This is a genomic window from Gordonia sp. X0973 (genome assembly GCF_013348785.1).
Taxonomy (GTDB): Bacteria; Actinomycetota; Actinomycetes; order Mycobacteriales; family Mycobacteriaceae; genus Gordonia.
The window spans coordinates 3,259,054-3,274,972 of record NZ_CP054691.1; the positions used below are offsets into that span (position 1 = coordinate 3,259,054).

Consider the following 15,919-nt stretch of genomic DNA (forward strand, 5'->3'; position numbering starts at 1 on the left):
CAACGAGAGGAACCGCCGTGGCCGTCGACGTCATCATCGAAATCCCCAAGGGAAGCCGCAACAAGTACGAGGTCGACCATGAAACCGGTCGCGTCTTCCTCGACCGCTACCTGTACACCTCGATGGGGTACCCGGCCGACTACGGCTTTTTCGAGAACACCCTCGGCGAGGACGGCGACCCGCTCGACGCGCTGGTGCTGCTCCCCGAGTCGGTCTTCCCCGGCTGCACGGTGAAGGCCCGCGTCGTCGGCATGTACACGATGACCGACGAGGCCGGCGGCGACGACAAGCTGCTCTGCGTCCCGGCCGGCGACGTCCGCTGGGACCACATCCAGGACGTCTCCGACGTCAGCAAGTTCGAGCTGGACGCGATCAGCCACTTCTTCGAGCACTACAAGGACCTGGAGCCGGGCAAGGAGGTCACCCCGGGTGGTTGGGTCGGCCGCGAGCAGGCGCAGAAGGTCCTCGACGAGGCCGTCGAGCGCCTCAAGACCCAGGGCCACTGATCCCGGCCGCACATCGGCTACCGGATTTCACAACTTCTACCGTTGCTTCGGTAGAAGTTGTGGGTTTTGGTAGCGGATGTCCGTCAGCGCCCCGCGCTACGGTGACAACGTGAGTGCAGCACCGACTTTCCTCCTCTCGGGGGACCCCGGTTCGGTGCGCGGCAGCGGCGTCGCACGTGCGTTTTCCGACGGAGAAGCGGCCGCCGCCGCGTTGCGAGACGGCGGTTGCGCAGCGCTGGTCGGGGCACTGCCCTTCACCCCGGGCGACCCGGTGGCCCTGTGGGAGCCCGCCGAGCTGATCACCGATCACGACCCGATCCGACCGTCGTGGCCGCAACGCCGACGTCTTCGAGTCAACGCCGCACGGCCGGAGCCGGCCGAGCACCAGCGTCGCGTCGCAGAACTCGTCTCCCGGATCCGCGCGGGTGAGGCGGGCAAGGTCGTCCTGGCCCGGGCGCTGGAGATGTCGCTCGAGGAGGACGTGGATCCGCTTGCCCTGGCCGCCGCCTTCGCCCACGGCAACGCCGCACACAACGCCTTCGCCGTCGCATTGGACGCGGCGGGCGGGTCTCACGCCGGGCAGTGGCTCGTCGGGGCCAGCCCGGAGCTGCTGGTCCGCCGCCGCGGGCCGGAGGTGTTCTGCCGCCCATACGCGGGCACGATGGCCCGCTCGGACAATCCCGCGGTCGACAAAGAGCGGGCAGAAGCGCTGCGCGGGTCGGCCAAGGATCTCGCCGAGCACGCCTTCGTCGTCGACTATCTGCGTGAGCGCCTGGCACCGTTCTGCACCGAGCTCGACATGCCGGCCGAGCCCGTGTTGCTCTCCACCGGGGAGTTGTGGCACTTGGCGACGCCCATCCGCGCCCGGTTGAAGGACCCCGCCACCACCTCGCTCGACCTCGCCCTCGCGCTGTCCCCCACGCCCGCGCTGTGCGGCACCCCGAGCGATGTCGCGGCGGCGATGATCGAGCAGTACGAGCGCGACCGCGGCTTCTACGGCGGCGCGGTCGGCTGGAGCAATGCCGACGGCGACGGCGACTGGGTCGTCGCCATCCGCTGCGTCCTGCTCGACGCCGATCGCCGTCGCGTCACCGCCTGGGCCGGCGGCGGGATCGTCGCCGACTCCGATCCGGCCGCGGAGCTCGCCGAGACGACCGCGAAGTTCGGCACCGCCCTGCGCGCCTTGGGCGCCGATCCGGCCGTCGCCGACCGGTAGTCCCAGCGCCTGCCCGTTGTCCTAAACTGTCAAATACTTGGCCTGAACTGTCAATACGCCCGACCTCCTCATCCGCCACAGTTGACCCAGACCGCAACGGCAGGAGAAGACACATGGGCTCGTCGCACCACTCACCTCGGCGCATTCGCCGACTGTCCGCCATCGGCATCGCCGGAGTCACCTTGGTCGTGGCCGCCTGTTCGACGTCGACTCCCGCACCGTCCTCGCCCGGCACGGTCTCGGCCGCCGAGGCCGCCAGTATCGCCGAGGCGGCCTACATCTACGGCTATCCCCTCGTCACGGTCGACATGACTCGACGCGTCCTGACCAACGTCGCCGAACCGGCGGGCACACGAGCGCCGATGAATCAGCTGGTGCGGATGCGCCAGTACCCGACCGCGGCCTTCCGCGATGTCACCGCCCCCAACGCCGACACCCTCTACACCACCGGCTTCGTCGACGTCGCCAAGGAGCCCTGGCTGCTCACCCTTCCCGACGCCAACGACCGGTACTACTTGTTCCCGATGCTCGACGGGTACACGAATGTGTTTCAGTCGCCGGGCAAGCGCACGACGGGGACCGGTCGGCAAACGTATGCGATCACCGGCCCCGATTGGAAGGGCACGCTGCCCGACGGCGTCAAGGAGTACAAGTCGCCGACCTCGATGGTCTGGCTGCTGGGCCGGATCTACTGCAACGGCACACCGGAGGACTACGCCGCGGTGCACAAAATGCAGGACGAGATCACGCTGGTCCCACTGAGCTCCTACGGGAAGCCCTATACCCCGGAGCCCGGCACGGTCGATCCCGCCGTCGATATGAGGACACCGGTCCGCGACCAGGTCAACAACCTGTCTGTCGAGGACTTCTTCACCAGGTTGGCCGCCTTGATGAAGAACAATCCGCCGACCGCGGCAGACAAGCCGATCGTCGAGAAGATGGCGAAGATCGGCCTCGAACCCGGCAAGCCGTTCGACATAGCCAAACTCGGTGCCGATGCGGCCGGCGCCCTGCGTTCGGTCCCCAAGACGGCGCTCGCCGCGATCGTCGCGCATTTCGCCCAGCTCGACACGATCAACGGGTGGAAGTTCTCCACCCAGACCGGTCAGTACGGAACCGACTACCTGCAGCGCGCCTCCATCACCTACGTGGGTCTCGGTGCGAATCTGCCGCAGGATGCCATCTACCCAACCTCCGACGCCGACAACACCGGGCAGGCCTATGACGGCGCCCACCGCTACACACTGCGCTTCGGCAAGGGGCAGCTGCCTCCGGTGAACGCATTCTGGTCGTTGACGATGTACGACGCGGGCTACTTCTTCGTTGCCAACCCGCTCAACCGTTACACGCTGAGCCAACGAGACAAGCTCACGCCGAACCCGGACGGGTCCATCGATCTGTACCTGCAGCACGAGAATCCCGGAGCCCAGCGGGAGGCGAACTGGTTGCCCGCACCGAGCGGCCGATTCAACCTGATGCTGCGCCTGTATTGGCCCAAGACCAACTCACCGTCGATCCTCGACGGCACCTGGAAACCGCCCGCGGTGACACGAACAGATTGAGGGAGCGGAAGAAGGACTAACCGAGGGCCTGGTCGAGATCGGCGATCAGGTCCTCGGTGTTCTCCAGGCCGATGGAGATGCGCACCACCGAGTCGGTGATGCCGACCGCGGCGCGGCCCTCCGGCCCCATCGCGCGGTGGGTCGTCGTCGCCGGGTGCGTGGTGAGGGTCTTGGCGTCGCCGAGGTTGTTGGAGATCTTGACGACGCGCAGCTTGTTGAGGACCTCGAAGACGCGCTCCTTGCCCTTCTTGTCCGCGGTGTCGGCGATCTCGTAGGTGACCACGGTCCCGCCGGCCGACATCTGCTTGCGCGCCAGGTCGTACTGCGGGTGCGACGGCAGATACGGGTACTTGGTCCACGCGACGCGCTTGTCGTCATCGAGGAACTGCGCGACCTTCAGCGCCGAGGCGACCGAGGCGTCGACCCGCAACCGCATGGTCTCCAGGCCCTTGAGCAGCGTCCACGCGTTGAACGGGCTCAATGCCGGCCCGGTGTGGCGCATCAGGTTCTGCACCGGGCCCATGACGAACTCCTCGGTGCCGAGGATGGCCCCGCCCATGACCCGGCCCTGCCCGTCCATGTGCTTGGTCGCCGAGTACACGACGACGTCGGCGCCCAGGTCGAATCCGCGCTGCAGCAGCGGGGTGGCGAAGACGTTGTCCAAGACCACCTTGGCGCCCGCCGCATGAGCGAGTTCGCAGACCGCGGCCACGTCGACGAGGGTCTGCATCGGGTTGGCCGGCGTCTCGAAGAAGACGGCCGTCGTCGGCACCGACAGCGCCTCCTCCCACTGCTGCAGGTCCTCCCCGTCGACGAAGACGGTCTCGATGCCCCAGCGCGGCAGGATCTCGTTGCAGATGACGAAGCAGGAGCCGAACAGGCTGCGCGCGGCGACCAGCCGGTCGCCCGCCTTCAGGATCGCGCCGAGCGCGACGAACACGGCCGCCATGCCGCTTCCGGTGGCGAAGCAGGCCTCGGCGCCGTCGAGCAGCCGCAGCCGCTCCTGGAACATCGCGACCGTCGGATTCCCATAGCGGGAGTAGACGAACCGCTCCTCCTCGCCGGTGAAGGCGCGCTCGGCGGAATCCGCCGAGTCGAAGACGTAGCCGCTGGTCAGATACAGCGCTTCGGAGGTCTCCTGGAACTGCGATCGCGCCACCCCGCCCTGCACCGCGACGGTGTCGAACCCCACGTCGGGTGGCAGCTCACCGAATATGTCGTTCACTTATCGCTCCTCTTCGATGGCTGTCAGGACTGGCGCCACGGCAGGTTCTGTGCCCGCCAGCCCTGGCCGCCGCGGTGGTCGTTCTCGTCGAGATGCCCCTCGAAGCCGTCGAGGATGTTGAACGCCTGGGCGATCCCGGCCGCGGTCGCGGCCTGCGCGGCACCGATCGACCGATGCCCCGAGCGGCAGATGAACAGCACCCGGTTGTCGTCGGTGATGCCCGCGTCGCGCAGCTGCTCGACGAACCGCGGGTTGGGCGTGCCCGACGGGAAGGTGGTCCACTCGACGAAGACGGTGCGCTTCTCGATGACTTCGAGGTCGGGCACGCCGACGAAGTTCCATTCGGCCTGCGTGCGACAGTCGACGAGGACAGTGTTCTCGTCGTTCTCCAGCAGCTCCCAGGCCTCGGTGGGGCTCACGTCCCCGGCATATCCCTGAGTCATCAGCACACCTTCCAGTTGCCGCCCTGGTGGACCAGGGTGGTGGGCGTCGCCGTCGTCGCGTCGCCCTTCTTCGCGTGTCGCACATGCACGGTCGCCGTCGCGCTGTCGCCCTTGATGACGACGTCGGTGATCGACGGGATCTCGACGGCACCGTTCTCCTCGGCCGACCGCCGGTTCACCGAGATGAACTCCGCCTGCGACGGGGTCTTCGCCGCGCACGTCGCGCCGGCGAAGCGGTTGTAGTCCAGGGCGTTAGCGGCACTGAAGTGCGCGTCGATGGCGCTGCGCACCGCGAAATCGGGGCTGCTGCGATCCGGACCCGGCCGGGAGAGCACGCCAATTAAAATCACGCTGACTAAAACCGCGACGACGGCCAGTGCGGCGACGATCGGCCACCTCGTCGGGGCGTCGCGCTCATCCAACTCGTCCGTCAATCGGCCCAAGTCATCGTCGGGGGAATCCGCCACAACGATCCAGTATATGGCCGCGCAGGTCAACACCCGAAGTGAGGCGAACCTCACTGCACGCACCGGGCCGCATTTTGGCGGGCGGTGGCAAGGACATACCGTAGATGTCATGAGCGAGGAAAACCGCGCGCTGCGCGTTGCCATCGTCGGCGCCGGGCCGGCCGGCATCTATGCCGCCGATGCCCTGATGAAGCACGACGACCTGGCCGACCGCGGCGTCAGCATCGACCTGTACGAGCGCATGCCGGCCCCCTTCGGCCTCATCCGCTACGGCGTGGCTCCCGACCACCCGCGCATCAAGGGCATCATCACCGCCTTGCACAAGGTGCTCGACAAGCCGCAGATCCGCCTGTTGGGCAACATCGACTACGGCACCGACATCACGCTCGAGGACCTGAAGAACCACTACGACGCGGTGATCTTCTCCACCGGCGCCACCGACGACCGCGGCCTCAACATCCCCGGCGTCGACCTCGAGCGCAGCTACGGCGCCGCCCAGTTCGTCGCCTGGTACGACGGCCACCCCGACTTCCCGCGCACCTGGCCGCTGGACGAGGAGAAGGTCGCGGTCATCGGCGTCGGCAACGTCGCCCTCGACGTCGCGCGCGTGCTCGCGAAGACCGGCGACGAGCTGCTGCCCACCGAGATCCCGGCCAACGTCTACGAGGGCCTCAAGGCGAACAAGGCCGTCGAGGTCCACGTCTTCGGACGCCGCGGCCCGGCCCAGGCGAAGTTCACCCCGCTCGAACTCAAGGAGCTTGACCACTCCCCCAATATCGAGGTCATCGTCAACCCCGAGGACATCGAGTACGACGAGGGTTCGGCCGTCGCCCGGCGCAGCTCCAAGATCACCGACCAGGTCGCGACGATCATCGAGAACTATGCGATCCGCGAGCCGAAGCAGGGCGCGATCCACAAGCTCTTCCTGCACTTCTTCGAGAACCCCGTCGAGATCCTCGGCGAGGACGGGAAGGTCGTCGGGCTGCGCACCGAGCGCACCGAACTCGACGGCACCGGCAACGTGCAGCCCACCGGCCGCACCACCGACTGGGATGTCACCGCCATCTACCGCGCGGTCGGCTACCTCTCGGACAACCTGCCGCAGATTCCGTTCGACACCAACGCCGGCGTCATCCCCAACGAGGCGGGCCGCATCTTCGACGAGGGCGCCCACCTGACCGGCCTGTACACGACCGGCTGGGTCAAGCGCGGCCCGGTCGGCCTGATCGGCCACACCAAGGGCGACGCGAACGAGACCGTCGACTGCATCGTCGAGGACATGAAGAACGACAGCCTCGGCACGCCGACCGATGCCTCCGAAGAGGCGATCATCGCCCTGCTGGAGGAGCGCAGCATCCCGTTCACGACCTGGGACGGCTGGTACCGCCTCGACGAGCACGAGCGCTCATTGGGCGCCGCCGAGGGTCGCGAGCGCATCAAGGTCGTCGAGCGCGAGGACATGCTCGCCGCCTCCGAGCCGGACAAGGTCCGCAAGGCATGATCGGCCGGGTGTAAACCCCGCAGTTATGGACAGACCCAGCACCTCTGAGGTGCTGGGTCTGTCCAGTTCTGTCGGGTTTGCGACCGGCTGGGCGCTTAGGACGAGCCCGCGGGCGGGGGCACGTTCGGGTTCGCCGGGCGCTGGATGTCGGTGCGCCAGAAGCCGAAGTTATTGCCCAGGTCGTCGTAGGTGTCACCCCAGGTGTAGCCGCTGATCGACGTCGGGACACATCCGGTCCAGCGCGTCTCGATCGGCCGCTGCCACCGCTTGGTCTTGTTGTTCCAGTGCGACATCGACTGGCCGGGCTTGATCTCGCGCACGGTGACGCGCGGACCGTTGATCTCCTGCAGGGTCACGTTGCGCATGGTGGTCCCGCCGATGTTGACGACGGTCATCCAGCGCACCTGGTACCACAGGTTGTTCCACGTCGACCCCTTCTGGCCGAAGTGGCATTCGATACCGCCGCGAATCTGCAGCTCTCCCGGGCTCGCGGCCTGGGCGGGTGCGGCGACGGCGGCGGATACGGCCATCGTGGTGGATGCGGCAGCGGCGATCAGTCCTGCACGCCAGTTGGCCTTCGTATTACGCATGGCTTCATTGCCTCCTGGTTCAGCGTTACGACGACCGTCTCGGCGCGGCCGCTCATCAAGTCTTTCGGTGCGCGGATCGGCAGCGTTAGCCGCTTCAGAGCATGCCCAGCATTCTGGCAGCCGACCCGCAGGATCGAGCCCCGGTAATATTGGGCGCCATGCGCTCAGAGAAAACCGCCCGTCGCCGTTGGTTCTGGTCGGGCACCGCCCTGATCACCGCCCTGCTCGTCGGCCTCGGCATCGTCGGGTGGCAGCAGGCGCGCCGCGACGAGGGTTCGCCGCTGGCCGGTATCTGGCCCGCCTCCCGCCCGACCTTCCCCGCCACCGACCCGGGCCTCTCCCCGACGCGGGTCCGCATCCTGAACGTGTTGCGCGGCGAATACGAGCACACCCGTCCCACCGAGGAGTACACGCAGGGCGTCAAAGAGGCGTGGTGTGCGGACTTCGTCAGTTGGACGCAGCGCCGCGCCGGGGTGACGCTGCGCAACCCGAACACGGGCTCGTGGCGCATCCCCGGCGTCGCGACGCTGACCGAGTACTACCAGTCCGTCGGCCGCTTCCACGGGCCCGACTACCGGCCGAAGCCGGGCGACGTGGTGCTCTACTCCCCGCCGAACCGGTTCAAGCAGCACACCAACACCGTCATCGCGGTGAACGGCGACCACGTCACGACCCTCGGCGGCAACGAGCCGCCCAACGGCATCAGCATCAACGGTTACGACCTCTCGACCGTGAAGGGCATCGTCGGATACGGGAGCCCGCGCTAGACCCGACGGCCGACCCGCCGGCGCGGAGAGCGCCGGGCGCTCAGAACGTGAACGCCCCGACCAGCCAGATCGCCGTCGCGCAGAGGGCGCCGGCGAGTTCGACGAGCATGCTCGCGCCCGCCGCCTTCGTCGCCGCCCAGGCACCGCGCCAGGCAGCGTCGAAACTCCACCCGCGGACCAACTCGCTGGCCATCGCGCCGACGATGAACCCGATGATCAGGCCGAAGACCGGCACCACGAAGAATCCGACGATGCCGACGACCCCGCCGACGAGAACCGTCGTACTGGGCACCCCCGCCGATTTCAGGGTCCGCCCGGCGACGTAGTACTTCACCACTTCGGCCAGGAGGATGATCACCGCCGCGGCGGCGAAGAAGGCCCAGGCCCAGCCGCCGACGAAGAAGGCCCACACCCCGATCGCGAGACCGACGAGAAGGCCGCCGGGCAGCACCGGGAACACGATCCCGAGCAGGCCGACGACGATGACGAGGCCGACGAGGGCCTCACCCCAGAACGGCACCTACTTGGCGCCGATGACGGCGGTCGGAGCCTCCGACTCGACCCGATCCGCACCCCGCTCGGCATTCGAGACGACGCGGATCAGCGACGCGGCCTCACCGGCCCGGCGTCGGGCCGCATCGGTGTCGTCGGCGGTCGCGGTGACCACGCCCAGGCGGCGGCGCGGCCGCGACTCCGGCTTGCCGAACAACCACACGCTGGTCTCCGGCACCGCCAGCGCGGCGGCGACGTTCACGAAGCCGACCGCCTCTTCCTGGCGGTCGCCGTAGATCACCGCCGAGGCGCCGGGCGAGGCCAGGGTGACCTCCACCGGCAGCCCCAGGATCGCGCGGGCGTGCATCTCGAACTCGCTGATCCGCTGGCTGGCCATCGTCACCAGTCCGGTGTCGTGCGGCCGCGGGCTGACCTCGGAGAAGTAGACGTCCTCGCCCTTGACGAACAGCTCGACGCCGAAGATCCCGCGGCCACCGATCCCGTCCTCGTCACCGGCGAGCGCGCGGGTGATACGCGCGGCGATCGACGTGGCCGAGGCCATCGGGAAGGACTCCATCGGCTGGGGCTGCCAACTCTCGACGTAGTCGCCGTCGACCTGGCGGTGCCCGATCGGGGCGCAGAACTGTGTGCTGATCGTGCCGGTGCGCGGGTCGACGGAGCGGACCGTCAGCAGCGTTACCTCGTAGTCGAAGTCGATGAAACCCTCGACGATGACGCGCGAATTCGCGACGCGCGCCTTGGTCGTCGCGTTCCGCCACGCGGCCTCGACGTCACGCGGGCCGGCGAGGATCGTCTGCCCCTTGCCCGACGACGACATGATCGGCTTCACCACACACGGGTAGCCGATGCTCTGCGCCGCGCCGCGCAGCTCCTCGAGAGAGTTCGCGAACAGATACGGCGGCACCGGGATGCCCAGCTTCTCGTCGGCGAGACGTCGGATCCGCTCGCGGTCGAGCGTCGCGGCGACCCCCTGCGCCGATGGCACGACCTGCGCGATACCGCGGTTCTCGACGTCGATCAGGGCATCGGTGGCGATGGCCTCGATCTCCGGGACCACGAAATCGGGGCGGTACTTCTCGATGACCGCGGTGACCGCCGCGGCATCGGTCATGTCGATGACCTCGGCGTGGTGGGCCACCTGGTGTGCCGGAGCGTCGGCGTAGCGGTCCACCGCCACCACCTCGACGCCCAGGCGGGTGAAGGCGATGGTCAACTCTTTGCCCAGCTCGCCGGAGCCCAGGATCAGGACCCGCGTCGCCGAATCCGACAACGGGGTGCCCAGAACGGACGGCGCTGGCGATGCGGGCCGACCCTGCCTCGCGGCCTGCGCCTTGGAACCTGCCGGTTGGGAATCGCTGTTCATGCCAGCATCCTACTTGTCCGCATCATCGGGTAGTGCCCCGCAGACCACCGTCGGCTCACTGCGCCCGCGCAGCACCTGCGCCTCGAGTTCCTCCCAGTGCGCCGCCTCCTCCGGACCGGCCGCGCGCACGGCCACCTGCGACGCCAACGGACGGCGCGGATCGCGTTTGGCGAGTTCGGAAAGCCGGGAACTCTCGTTGACCGGGTCGCCGATGACGGTGAACTCGAACCGCTCGATCGCGCCGACGTTCCCCGCCACCGCCGGTCCGTATCCGACGCCGATCCCGGCCGCCAGCTCCGGCACCTCGACGGGCAGCCGGGCCGCGATCCGCCGCGCCGCCGCCAACGCTGCCCCCGCCGGGTCCGGCAGGTGCAGCGGCGCGCCGAAGATGGCCAGCACCGCGTCGCCCTCGAACTTGTTGACCAGTCCCTGGTGCTCCTCGACGCCGCCGACGATGACCCCGAAGAACCGGTTGAGAATGCTGACGGTCTCGGTCGGGCTGTGCGTGGTGGCGAGCGTCGTCGAGCCGATCACGTCGATGAACATGGTCGCGACGACCTGCTCGCTGCCACCCAACTCCGGGTCGTGCCGCAGCGCGGCGGCGGCGACGTCCTGCCCGACGTGCCGGCCGAACAGATCGCGGATCCGCTCCCGCTCGCGCAGCCCGTACACCATCGTGTTGAAACCCACCTGCAGGTCGCCGAGCTCCGAACCGTCGTAGACGACCACGTCGACGTCGGTGTCGCCGGCGCGCACCCGGCGCATCCCCTCCTGCACCGAGCGCACCGGGCCCACGACGCTCATCGTCGAAAGGATCGTCAGCAGGAGTCCGGTGAACACCGCGACGCCGCCGATGACACCGACCGAGACGATGAGGTCCTGCTTGCGGATGTTGCTGAAGAAGATCGAGAACAGCGCCACCAGCAGGATCCCGAGGATCGGCACCCCGGAGCCGACGAGCCATGCCGCGATGGCCCGGCCGCGCAACCGCATGCGCCGGCCGGTGGTGAATCCGGCGGCGAGGATGGACGCCTCGGTGGGGCGCAGGATGAATTCGACGAACATCGCGGAGATCGAGACGACGACGGTCCCCGCGAAGGCCAGGACGATCAGCACCTTGGGGATCAGCTGCGGGTCGACGAGTCCGTAGAGGATCGTCGCGCCGGTGGTCGCGACCAGCCACAGCAGGCTCTGCAGCGCGATCAGGCGCCACGGCACCCGGCGGGCCCGTTTCGCGTCGGCGGCGGTGGGGATGTCGCCGCGGATCGCCCACTTCAAGTCGCGGACGGTGGCGTAGGTCCCCCACCCCCACCCGACGACGAGCGCGAAGAGGCAGTAGGTCGGGACGACGATGAAGTTGACCCACCACAGTTCGGATCGGAACACCGACGGCACCGGGATGCCGACCGTGACCAGGACGAGGACGATCGCGATCCCGATGATGTTCGTGCCGACGAGCGCGATCGTCAGCAGGGTCTGGATGCGGACACGCTTGCGGAGCTGGCTGTCGGTGCTGGAGCCCAGGAGCACCGAGCCGTAGTCACGGGCAGACGACCGAAGCGGCATGCCCGCACCCCCGTCTCGTCAGTGTTCTCGTCGTGACACCGGAGCCCCCGGCGTGCCGCGTCAGGCGATCGCGCGCCGGACGATCGTCTCGTCGCGGCCCGGGCCCACTCCGATGCAGGAGATGTGCGCGCCCGACAGCTCTTCGAGTCGTAGCACGTAGCGCTGCGCATTCGGGGGCAATTCCTCGAATGTCCGCGCGGTCGAGATGTCCTCCCACCAACCGGGCATCGTCTCGTACACCGGGGTCGCCACCGAGAAGTCCGATTGCGTCATCGGCATCTCGTCGAAGCGCTTGCCGTCGACCTCGTAGGCGACGCAGATCGGCACCTCGTCGAGCCCGGACAACACGTCGAGCTTGGTCAGGAAGTAGTCGGTGATGCCGTTGACGCGGGTGGCGTAGCGGGCGATCACCGCGTCGAACCAACCGCAGCGTCGCGCGCGACCGGTGGTCACGCCGACCTCGCCGCCGGTCTTGGCCAGGTACTCACCGGCGTCGTCGAACAGCTCGGTCGGGAACGGGCCGGAGCCCACCCGGGTGGTGTAGGCCTTCAGGATGCCCAGCACCGTCGTGATGCGACCCGGGCCGATGCCGGATCCGACCGACGCGCCACCCGACGTGGGGTTGGACGAGGTCACGTACGGGTAGGTGCCGTGGTCGACGTCGAGCAGGGTGCCCTGCGAACCCTCGAGCAGCACGGTCTCGCCGGCTTCGAGCGCCTGGTTCAGCAGCAGCCTGGTGTCGGCGATCCTTCCCTTGAAGCCCTCGGCGAGGCCGAGTACCTCGTCGACGACCGCCTCCGGCTCGAGGGCCTTGCGGTTGTAGATCTTGGTGAGGATCTGGTTCTTGATCTCCAGCGCGGCCTCGACCTTCTCGGCGAACAGCTTCTCGTCGAGGACGTCGGCGGCCCGGATTCCGACGCGGGCGATCTTGTCCTGGTAGCAGGGGCCGATGCCGCGACCGGTGGTGCCGATCTTCGCGTTGCCCAGGAAGCGCTCGGTGACCTTGTCGATGGCGACGTGGTAGGGCATCAGCAGGTGCGCGTCGGCCGAGAGCAGCAGGTTGGTCGTGTCGACGCCGCGGTCCTCCAGCCCGGCCAGCTCGGAGAGCAGGACGCTGGGGTCGACGACGACGCCGTTGCCGATGACGTTGCGGACGCCCGGGGTGAGAATCCCCGACGGGATGAGATGCAGGGCGAAGGTCTCGCCGTTCGGCAAGACGACGGTGTGACCCGCGTTGTTACCGCCCTGGTACCGCACGACCCACTGCAACTTGCCGCCCAGCAGGTCGGTCGCCTTCCCCTTGCCCTCGTCGCCCCATTGGGCACCGATCAGCACGATCGCAGGCATTGCGTCAGCTCCTTATTCAGCCGGACAATCGGGCATAACCCTACTTGGTCGGGCCGCCCACTACGCTATTCGCCGTGACCGCCGCCGTGCTGACGCCTCCCGAGACCGACGATTGGACCCTGCTCGGGCTGCGTTCGGCGGTCAAGCCGATCGTCGACGAGGCGGTCGCGGGCGGCTCGTCACGGCTCGTCGTCGACGCGCGTGCGTGCGCCCATCCAGATGCTTTTCTCGGTGCGGTCCTCGCACGGTTGATGGCGGTCGAGCGGCTCGACGTCGAGATCGCCTATGTCGCCGCGGCGCCCACCGCCGCCACGCGCCGCCTGTCACTCCCGATCGGCGCGGCGGCGTTGGCGCTGGCGGAGTCCGGGAGGGCCGACGAACTCCCCCTCATCCGCGACGACGCCGCCTCGGTCCTCGTCGGCCGGGCGCGCCACGTCGGGGAGGGGGGCGGAAAGCTGATCGGCGAGGGCTACCTGGACAGCCGGCGACTGTTCGACGGGGAGGTCGCCGCGGTGGAGATCGAGCCGAGCGGCGACGGGGTGCGGGCACGGGTTTCCCGACGCGGGGTGCCGCGACGCTGGGTCCTCGGCCGCGCCGCCCAGACCGGCGGACCCGCAGTCTTCGTCGAGCGCGAGGGCATCCTCACCCCCCGACCGACGCCGCGCTCCACCTTCTACCCGCACCACGTCGGGTGGCGGCTGGTCCGCTGACTTCTCGCTCGGGAACAGCTACCAGCTCAGTTCGTGACAGCCTTCGCTCTCGACCTGGACGGTGGCGTGTTCCAGACCGGCGTCGGCGAGCACATCCCTGGCCGCGGCGAGGACGACGGCGCTCTCGGCGGTGCTGGTGAGATGCACGGTCGCGACGTCCATCCCGGTGGTCAACGTCCAGACGTGCAGGTCGTGGACGTCGGAGACGCCGGGGATCGCGCCGAGCCGCTGGGCGACGGCCTCCACGTCGACGTGTTTGGGGGCCTGCTGGTTGAGGATGCGCAGCGCGTCGGCGGCCAGGCGAACGGCCCGCGGCACCACCCACAGCGCGATCAGCACCGCGACGACGATGTCGCCGTAGCCCGATCCGGTGACCATCGCGAACACACCGGCGACGAGTACGCCGACACTGCCGACGGCGTCGGCCAGCACTTCCAGGTAGGCGCCGCGCATCGCGATCGATTCCTTGGCGCCGGCGCGCAGGAGCAGCATGGCCACGATGTTCACCGCGAGGCCGATCAGCGCGACGACGATCAGGGTGAGGCCGGGAACCTTCGGGTTCTCGCCGATCCGCTCGATCGCCTCGTAGAGGACGTAGGCCCCCACCCCGATCAGCAGCACCGCGTTCACCACCGCGCTGAACACCTCGGCCCGGTGCCACCCGAAGGAGCGGCGCGCGCTCACCGAGCCGTGCCGGGCGAGCAGCACCGCGGACATCCCCATCAGCAACGCGACGACGTCGGTGGCCATGTGTCCCGCATCGGCGATCAGCGCCAAGGAGTTCGACGCGATGCCGACGATCAGCTCGACGACGAAGAAGCCGCCGATGAGCGCGACGGCCGCCACCATCGGCCAGAGTCGACGCGGCGGCGACGCGGCACTGGCATGCGCATGATCGTGGGAGTGGCCCATACGCCGAACATATGCGTCAGAACGCATGTTTGCAAGACTTGGGATCACATCGGTCAGGACCGCGAATGCAACTGCGCGACGGCCGACGTGCGCGACAGCCCGGCGATCATCAGCATGTCGACCAGTTGCGAGCGGATCTGCGCCAAGGTCGAGACCGCCGTCAGCTCGCCGTCGGCGACCAACTCCGGCTTGGCCTGCCGGACGATGCCGCGCAGCACCCGCGCCGCGTCGGCCGCGTCGGGCTCGCCGTCGGGTGGCGCCAACATGTAGGCCCGCAGGATTTCGTATCCGTCGGCGAGCTGGTCGATCAGATCGACGATGCCGTCGGGCACCTGCTCGCCGCGCGTCAGCATCCCGTTGACCCGGCGCACCAGAACCAGCAGGTTGCGCACCGCGCCGTCGATGGGCTCGGCGGTGCTGGCGATCCGCGCGATCCGTGCCCGGGAACTCCAGTACAGCGGCGAGATGACGCTGACCTCCCGGCCACCGCGCATGTCGGCGCGCATCGTGTCCAGCGCGCCGCGCAGGCCGTAGATCTCGTCGTATACCGCGCCGGCCGATATGTCATCCCCGGCCCGCACCGCATCGGCCAGGCGATGACAGGTGTCGCGCATGGTCGCGAGGATCCGCGCGGCGTCGAGTCGCGCGCGATGCGCCGGGTTAGTGGGAAGGATCGCGACGATGAGCACACCCACCACGCCACCGATCAGGGCGTCGACGGCCCGCGTGAAACCCGCCCCGACGATCGGCACGGCGACCACCAGCACCGCCGACGACGCCGCCTGCATCGGGATGATCGGGCCGTCGTCGACGAAGACGGCCACCGACATCGCCACGGCGACGGCCACCGCGATCTGCCATGCGCCCGATCCGAAGTAGCGGACCAGCAAGTCGCCGATCAAGACGCCGATCGTTACGCCGCCGACCAGTTCCAGCGACCGGCGCCAGCGCTTGCTCAACGAGAGCCCCAGGGAGATGATCGCCGCGATCGGCGCGAAGAACGGCGCCCGGTGGCCGAAGACGGTCGTCGCGAGCCACCACGAGAGGGCAGCGGCGACGCAGCACTGCAGTATCGGCACCACCGCGTTGAGCAGTCGGCGCACGCGCGCCCGCATGGTCGGCGGCAGTCGACGCAGAAGGCGGCTCCCCGGCGCCCGGGCCCGCATCCACTGTTCGCCGACGGCCTGCGCCGGATGGGGGTGCGACGGCCACTCGCGTGACCTCGCCGCCC

At 68.7% G+C, this 15,919-nt stretch carries 15 protein-coding genes and 1 pseudogene; 6 read left to right on the forward strand and 10 right to left on the reverse strand.

Annotated features, from left to right (window positions below; translation table 11 throughout):
* The first annotated feature begins 17 nt into the window (after positions 1-17).
* From HUN08_RS16110 to HUN08_RS16120, 3 genes are all read left to right on the forward strand, one after another.
* Positions 18-506, forward strand: a complete 489-nt coding sequence (locus tag HUN08_RS16110) for an inorganic diphosphatase (RefSeq protein WP_124246972.1) — start codon at positions 18-20, stop codon at positions 504-506.
* A 109-nt stretch (positions 507-615) separates the two neighbouring features.
* On the forward strand, positions 616-1,722 hold the full coding sequence (locus HUN08_RS16115; protein ID WP_301546769.1) for an isochorismate synthase MenF: 1,107 nt from the start codon (positions 616-618) through the stop codon (positions 1,720-1,722).
* Between the two features lie 113 nt (positions 1,723-1,835).
* Positions 1,836-3,284 carry a DUF1254 domain-containing protein gene (locus HUN08_RS16120; protein ID WP_124246970.1) on the forward strand — a complete coding sequence of 483 codons (1,449 nt, stop codon included), beginning with the start codon at positions 1,836-1,838 and terminating at the stop codon, positions 3,282-3,284.
* A 16-nt stretch (positions 3,285-3,300) separates the two neighbouring features.
* Here HUN08_RS16120 and HUN08_RS16125 read toward each other — a convergent pair whose 3' ends face one another.
* Genes HUN08_RS16125 through HUN08_RS16135 form a run of 3 tightly spaced genes read right to left on the reverse strand, consistent with a single transcriptional unit; the run spans position 3,301 to position 5,419 of the window.
* Positions 3,301-4,500 (reverse strand): O-succinylhomoserine sulfhydrylase, encoded by a 1,200-nt coding sequence (locus HUN08_RS16125; protein ID WP_124247137.1) that lies wholly within the window; start codon positions 4,498-4,500, stop codon positions 3,301-3,303.
* A 32-nt stretch (positions 4,501-4,532) separates the two neighbouring features.
* Positions 4,533-4,952: a rhodanese-like domain-containing protein gene (locus tag HUN08_RS16130; RefSeq protein ID WP_124246969.1), complete on the reverse strand. Its 420-nt coding sequence runs from the start codon at positions 4,950-4,952 to the stop codon at positions 4,533-4,535.
* On the reverse strand, positions 4,952-5,419 hold the full coding sequence (locus HUN08_RS16135) for a hypothetical protein (RefSeq protein WP_124246968.1): 468 nt from the start codon (positions 5,417-5,419) through the stop codon (positions 4,952-4,954). The genes HUN08_RS16130 and HUN08_RS16135 overlap by 1 nt, the downstream gene beginning before the upstream one ends.
* A 109-nt stretch (positions 5,420-5,528) precedes the next feature.
* Here HUN08_RS16135 and HUN08_RS16140 point away from each other — a divergent pair, with 109 nt between their 5' ends.
* Positions 5,529-6,920 (forward strand): FAD-dependent oxidoreductase, encoded by a 1,392-nt coding sequence (locus HUN08_RS16140; RefSeq protein ID WP_124246967.1) that lies wholly within the window; start codon positions 5,529-5,531, stop codon positions 6,918-6,920.
* A gap of 95 nt (positions 6,921-7,015) precedes the next feature.
* Here the strand turns inward: HUN08_RS16140 and HUN08_RS16145 are convergent, their stop codons facing one another.
* Positions 7,016-7,510 (reverse strand): hypothetical protein, encoded by a 495-nt coding sequence (locus tag HUN08_RS16145; RefSeq protein WP_124246966.1) that lies wholly within the window; start codon positions 7,508-7,510, stop codon positions 7,016-7,018.
* 158 nt (positions 7,511-7,668) lie between these two features.
* Here HUN08_RS16145 and HUN08_RS16150 point away from each other — a divergent pair, with 158 nt between their 5' ends.
* A complete protein-coding gene (locus HUN08_RS16150) occupies positions 7,669-8,277 on the forward strand; it encodes a CHAP domain-containing protein (RefSeq protein WP_124246965.1) in 609 nt (202 codons plus the stop codon).
* A gap of 40 nt (positions 8,278-8,317) precedes the next feature.
* Here the strand turns inward: HUN08_RS16150 and HUN08_RS16155 are convergent, their stop codons facing one another.
* The 4 genes and pseudogenes from HUN08_RS16155 to HUN08_RS16170 form a co-directional block, all read right to left on the reverse strand.
* Positions 8,318-8,797 carry a DUF456 domain-containing protein gene (locus HUN08_RS16155; RefSeq protein WP_124246964.1) on the reverse strand — a complete coding sequence of 160 codons (480 nt, stop codon included), beginning with the start codon at positions 8,795-8,797 and terminating at the stop codon, positions 8,318-8,320.
* A 78-nt stretch (positions 8,798-8,875) separates the two neighbouring features.
* Positions 8,876-10,153 (reverse strand): annotated as a pseudogene (gene purT, locus HUN08_RS16160) (formate-dependent phosphoribosylglycinamide formyltransferase); the annotation flags it as partial.
* A 9-nt stretch (positions 10,154-10,162) separates the two neighbouring features.
* On the reverse strand, positions 10,163-11,719 hold the full coding sequence (locus tag HUN08_RS16165) for an adenylate/guanylate cyclase domain-containing protein (protein ID WP_124246962.1): 1,557 nt from the start codon (positions 11,717-11,719) through the stop codon (positions 10,163-10,165).
* A gap of 60 nt (positions 11,720-11,779) precedes the next feature.
* Positions 11,780-13,066, reverse strand: a complete 1,287-nt coding sequence (locus HUN08_RS16170) for an adenylosuccinate synthase (protein WP_124246961.1) — start codon at positions 13,064-13,066, stop codon at positions 11,780-11,782.
* Between the two features lie 74 nt (positions 13,067-13,140).
* Between HUN08_RS16170 and HUN08_RS16175 the strand changes: the two genes are divergently transcribed.
* On the forward strand, positions 13,141-13,776 hold the full coding sequence (locus tag HUN08_RS16175; RefSeq protein ID WP_124246960.1) for a hypothetical protein: 636 nt from the start codon (positions 13,141-13,143) through the stop codon (positions 13,774-13,776).
* A gap of 18 nt (positions 13,777-13,794) precedes the next feature.
* Here HUN08_RS16175 and HUN08_RS16180 read toward each other — a convergent pair whose 3' ends face one another.
* Entirely contained in the window at positions 13,795-14,688 is an 894-nt protein-coding gene (locus tag HUN08_RS16180) for a cation diffusion facilitator family transporter (protein WP_124246959.1), read from the reverse strand.
* Between the two features lie 53 nt (positions 14,689-14,741).
* Positions 14,742-15,854, reverse strand: coding sequence for an aromatic acid exporter family protein (locus HUN08_RS16185; RefSeq protein WP_124247136.1), 1,113 nt, complete (start codon positions 15,852-15,854; stop codon positions 14,742-14,744).
* Between the last annotated feature and the right edge of the window lie 65 nt (positions 15,855-15,919).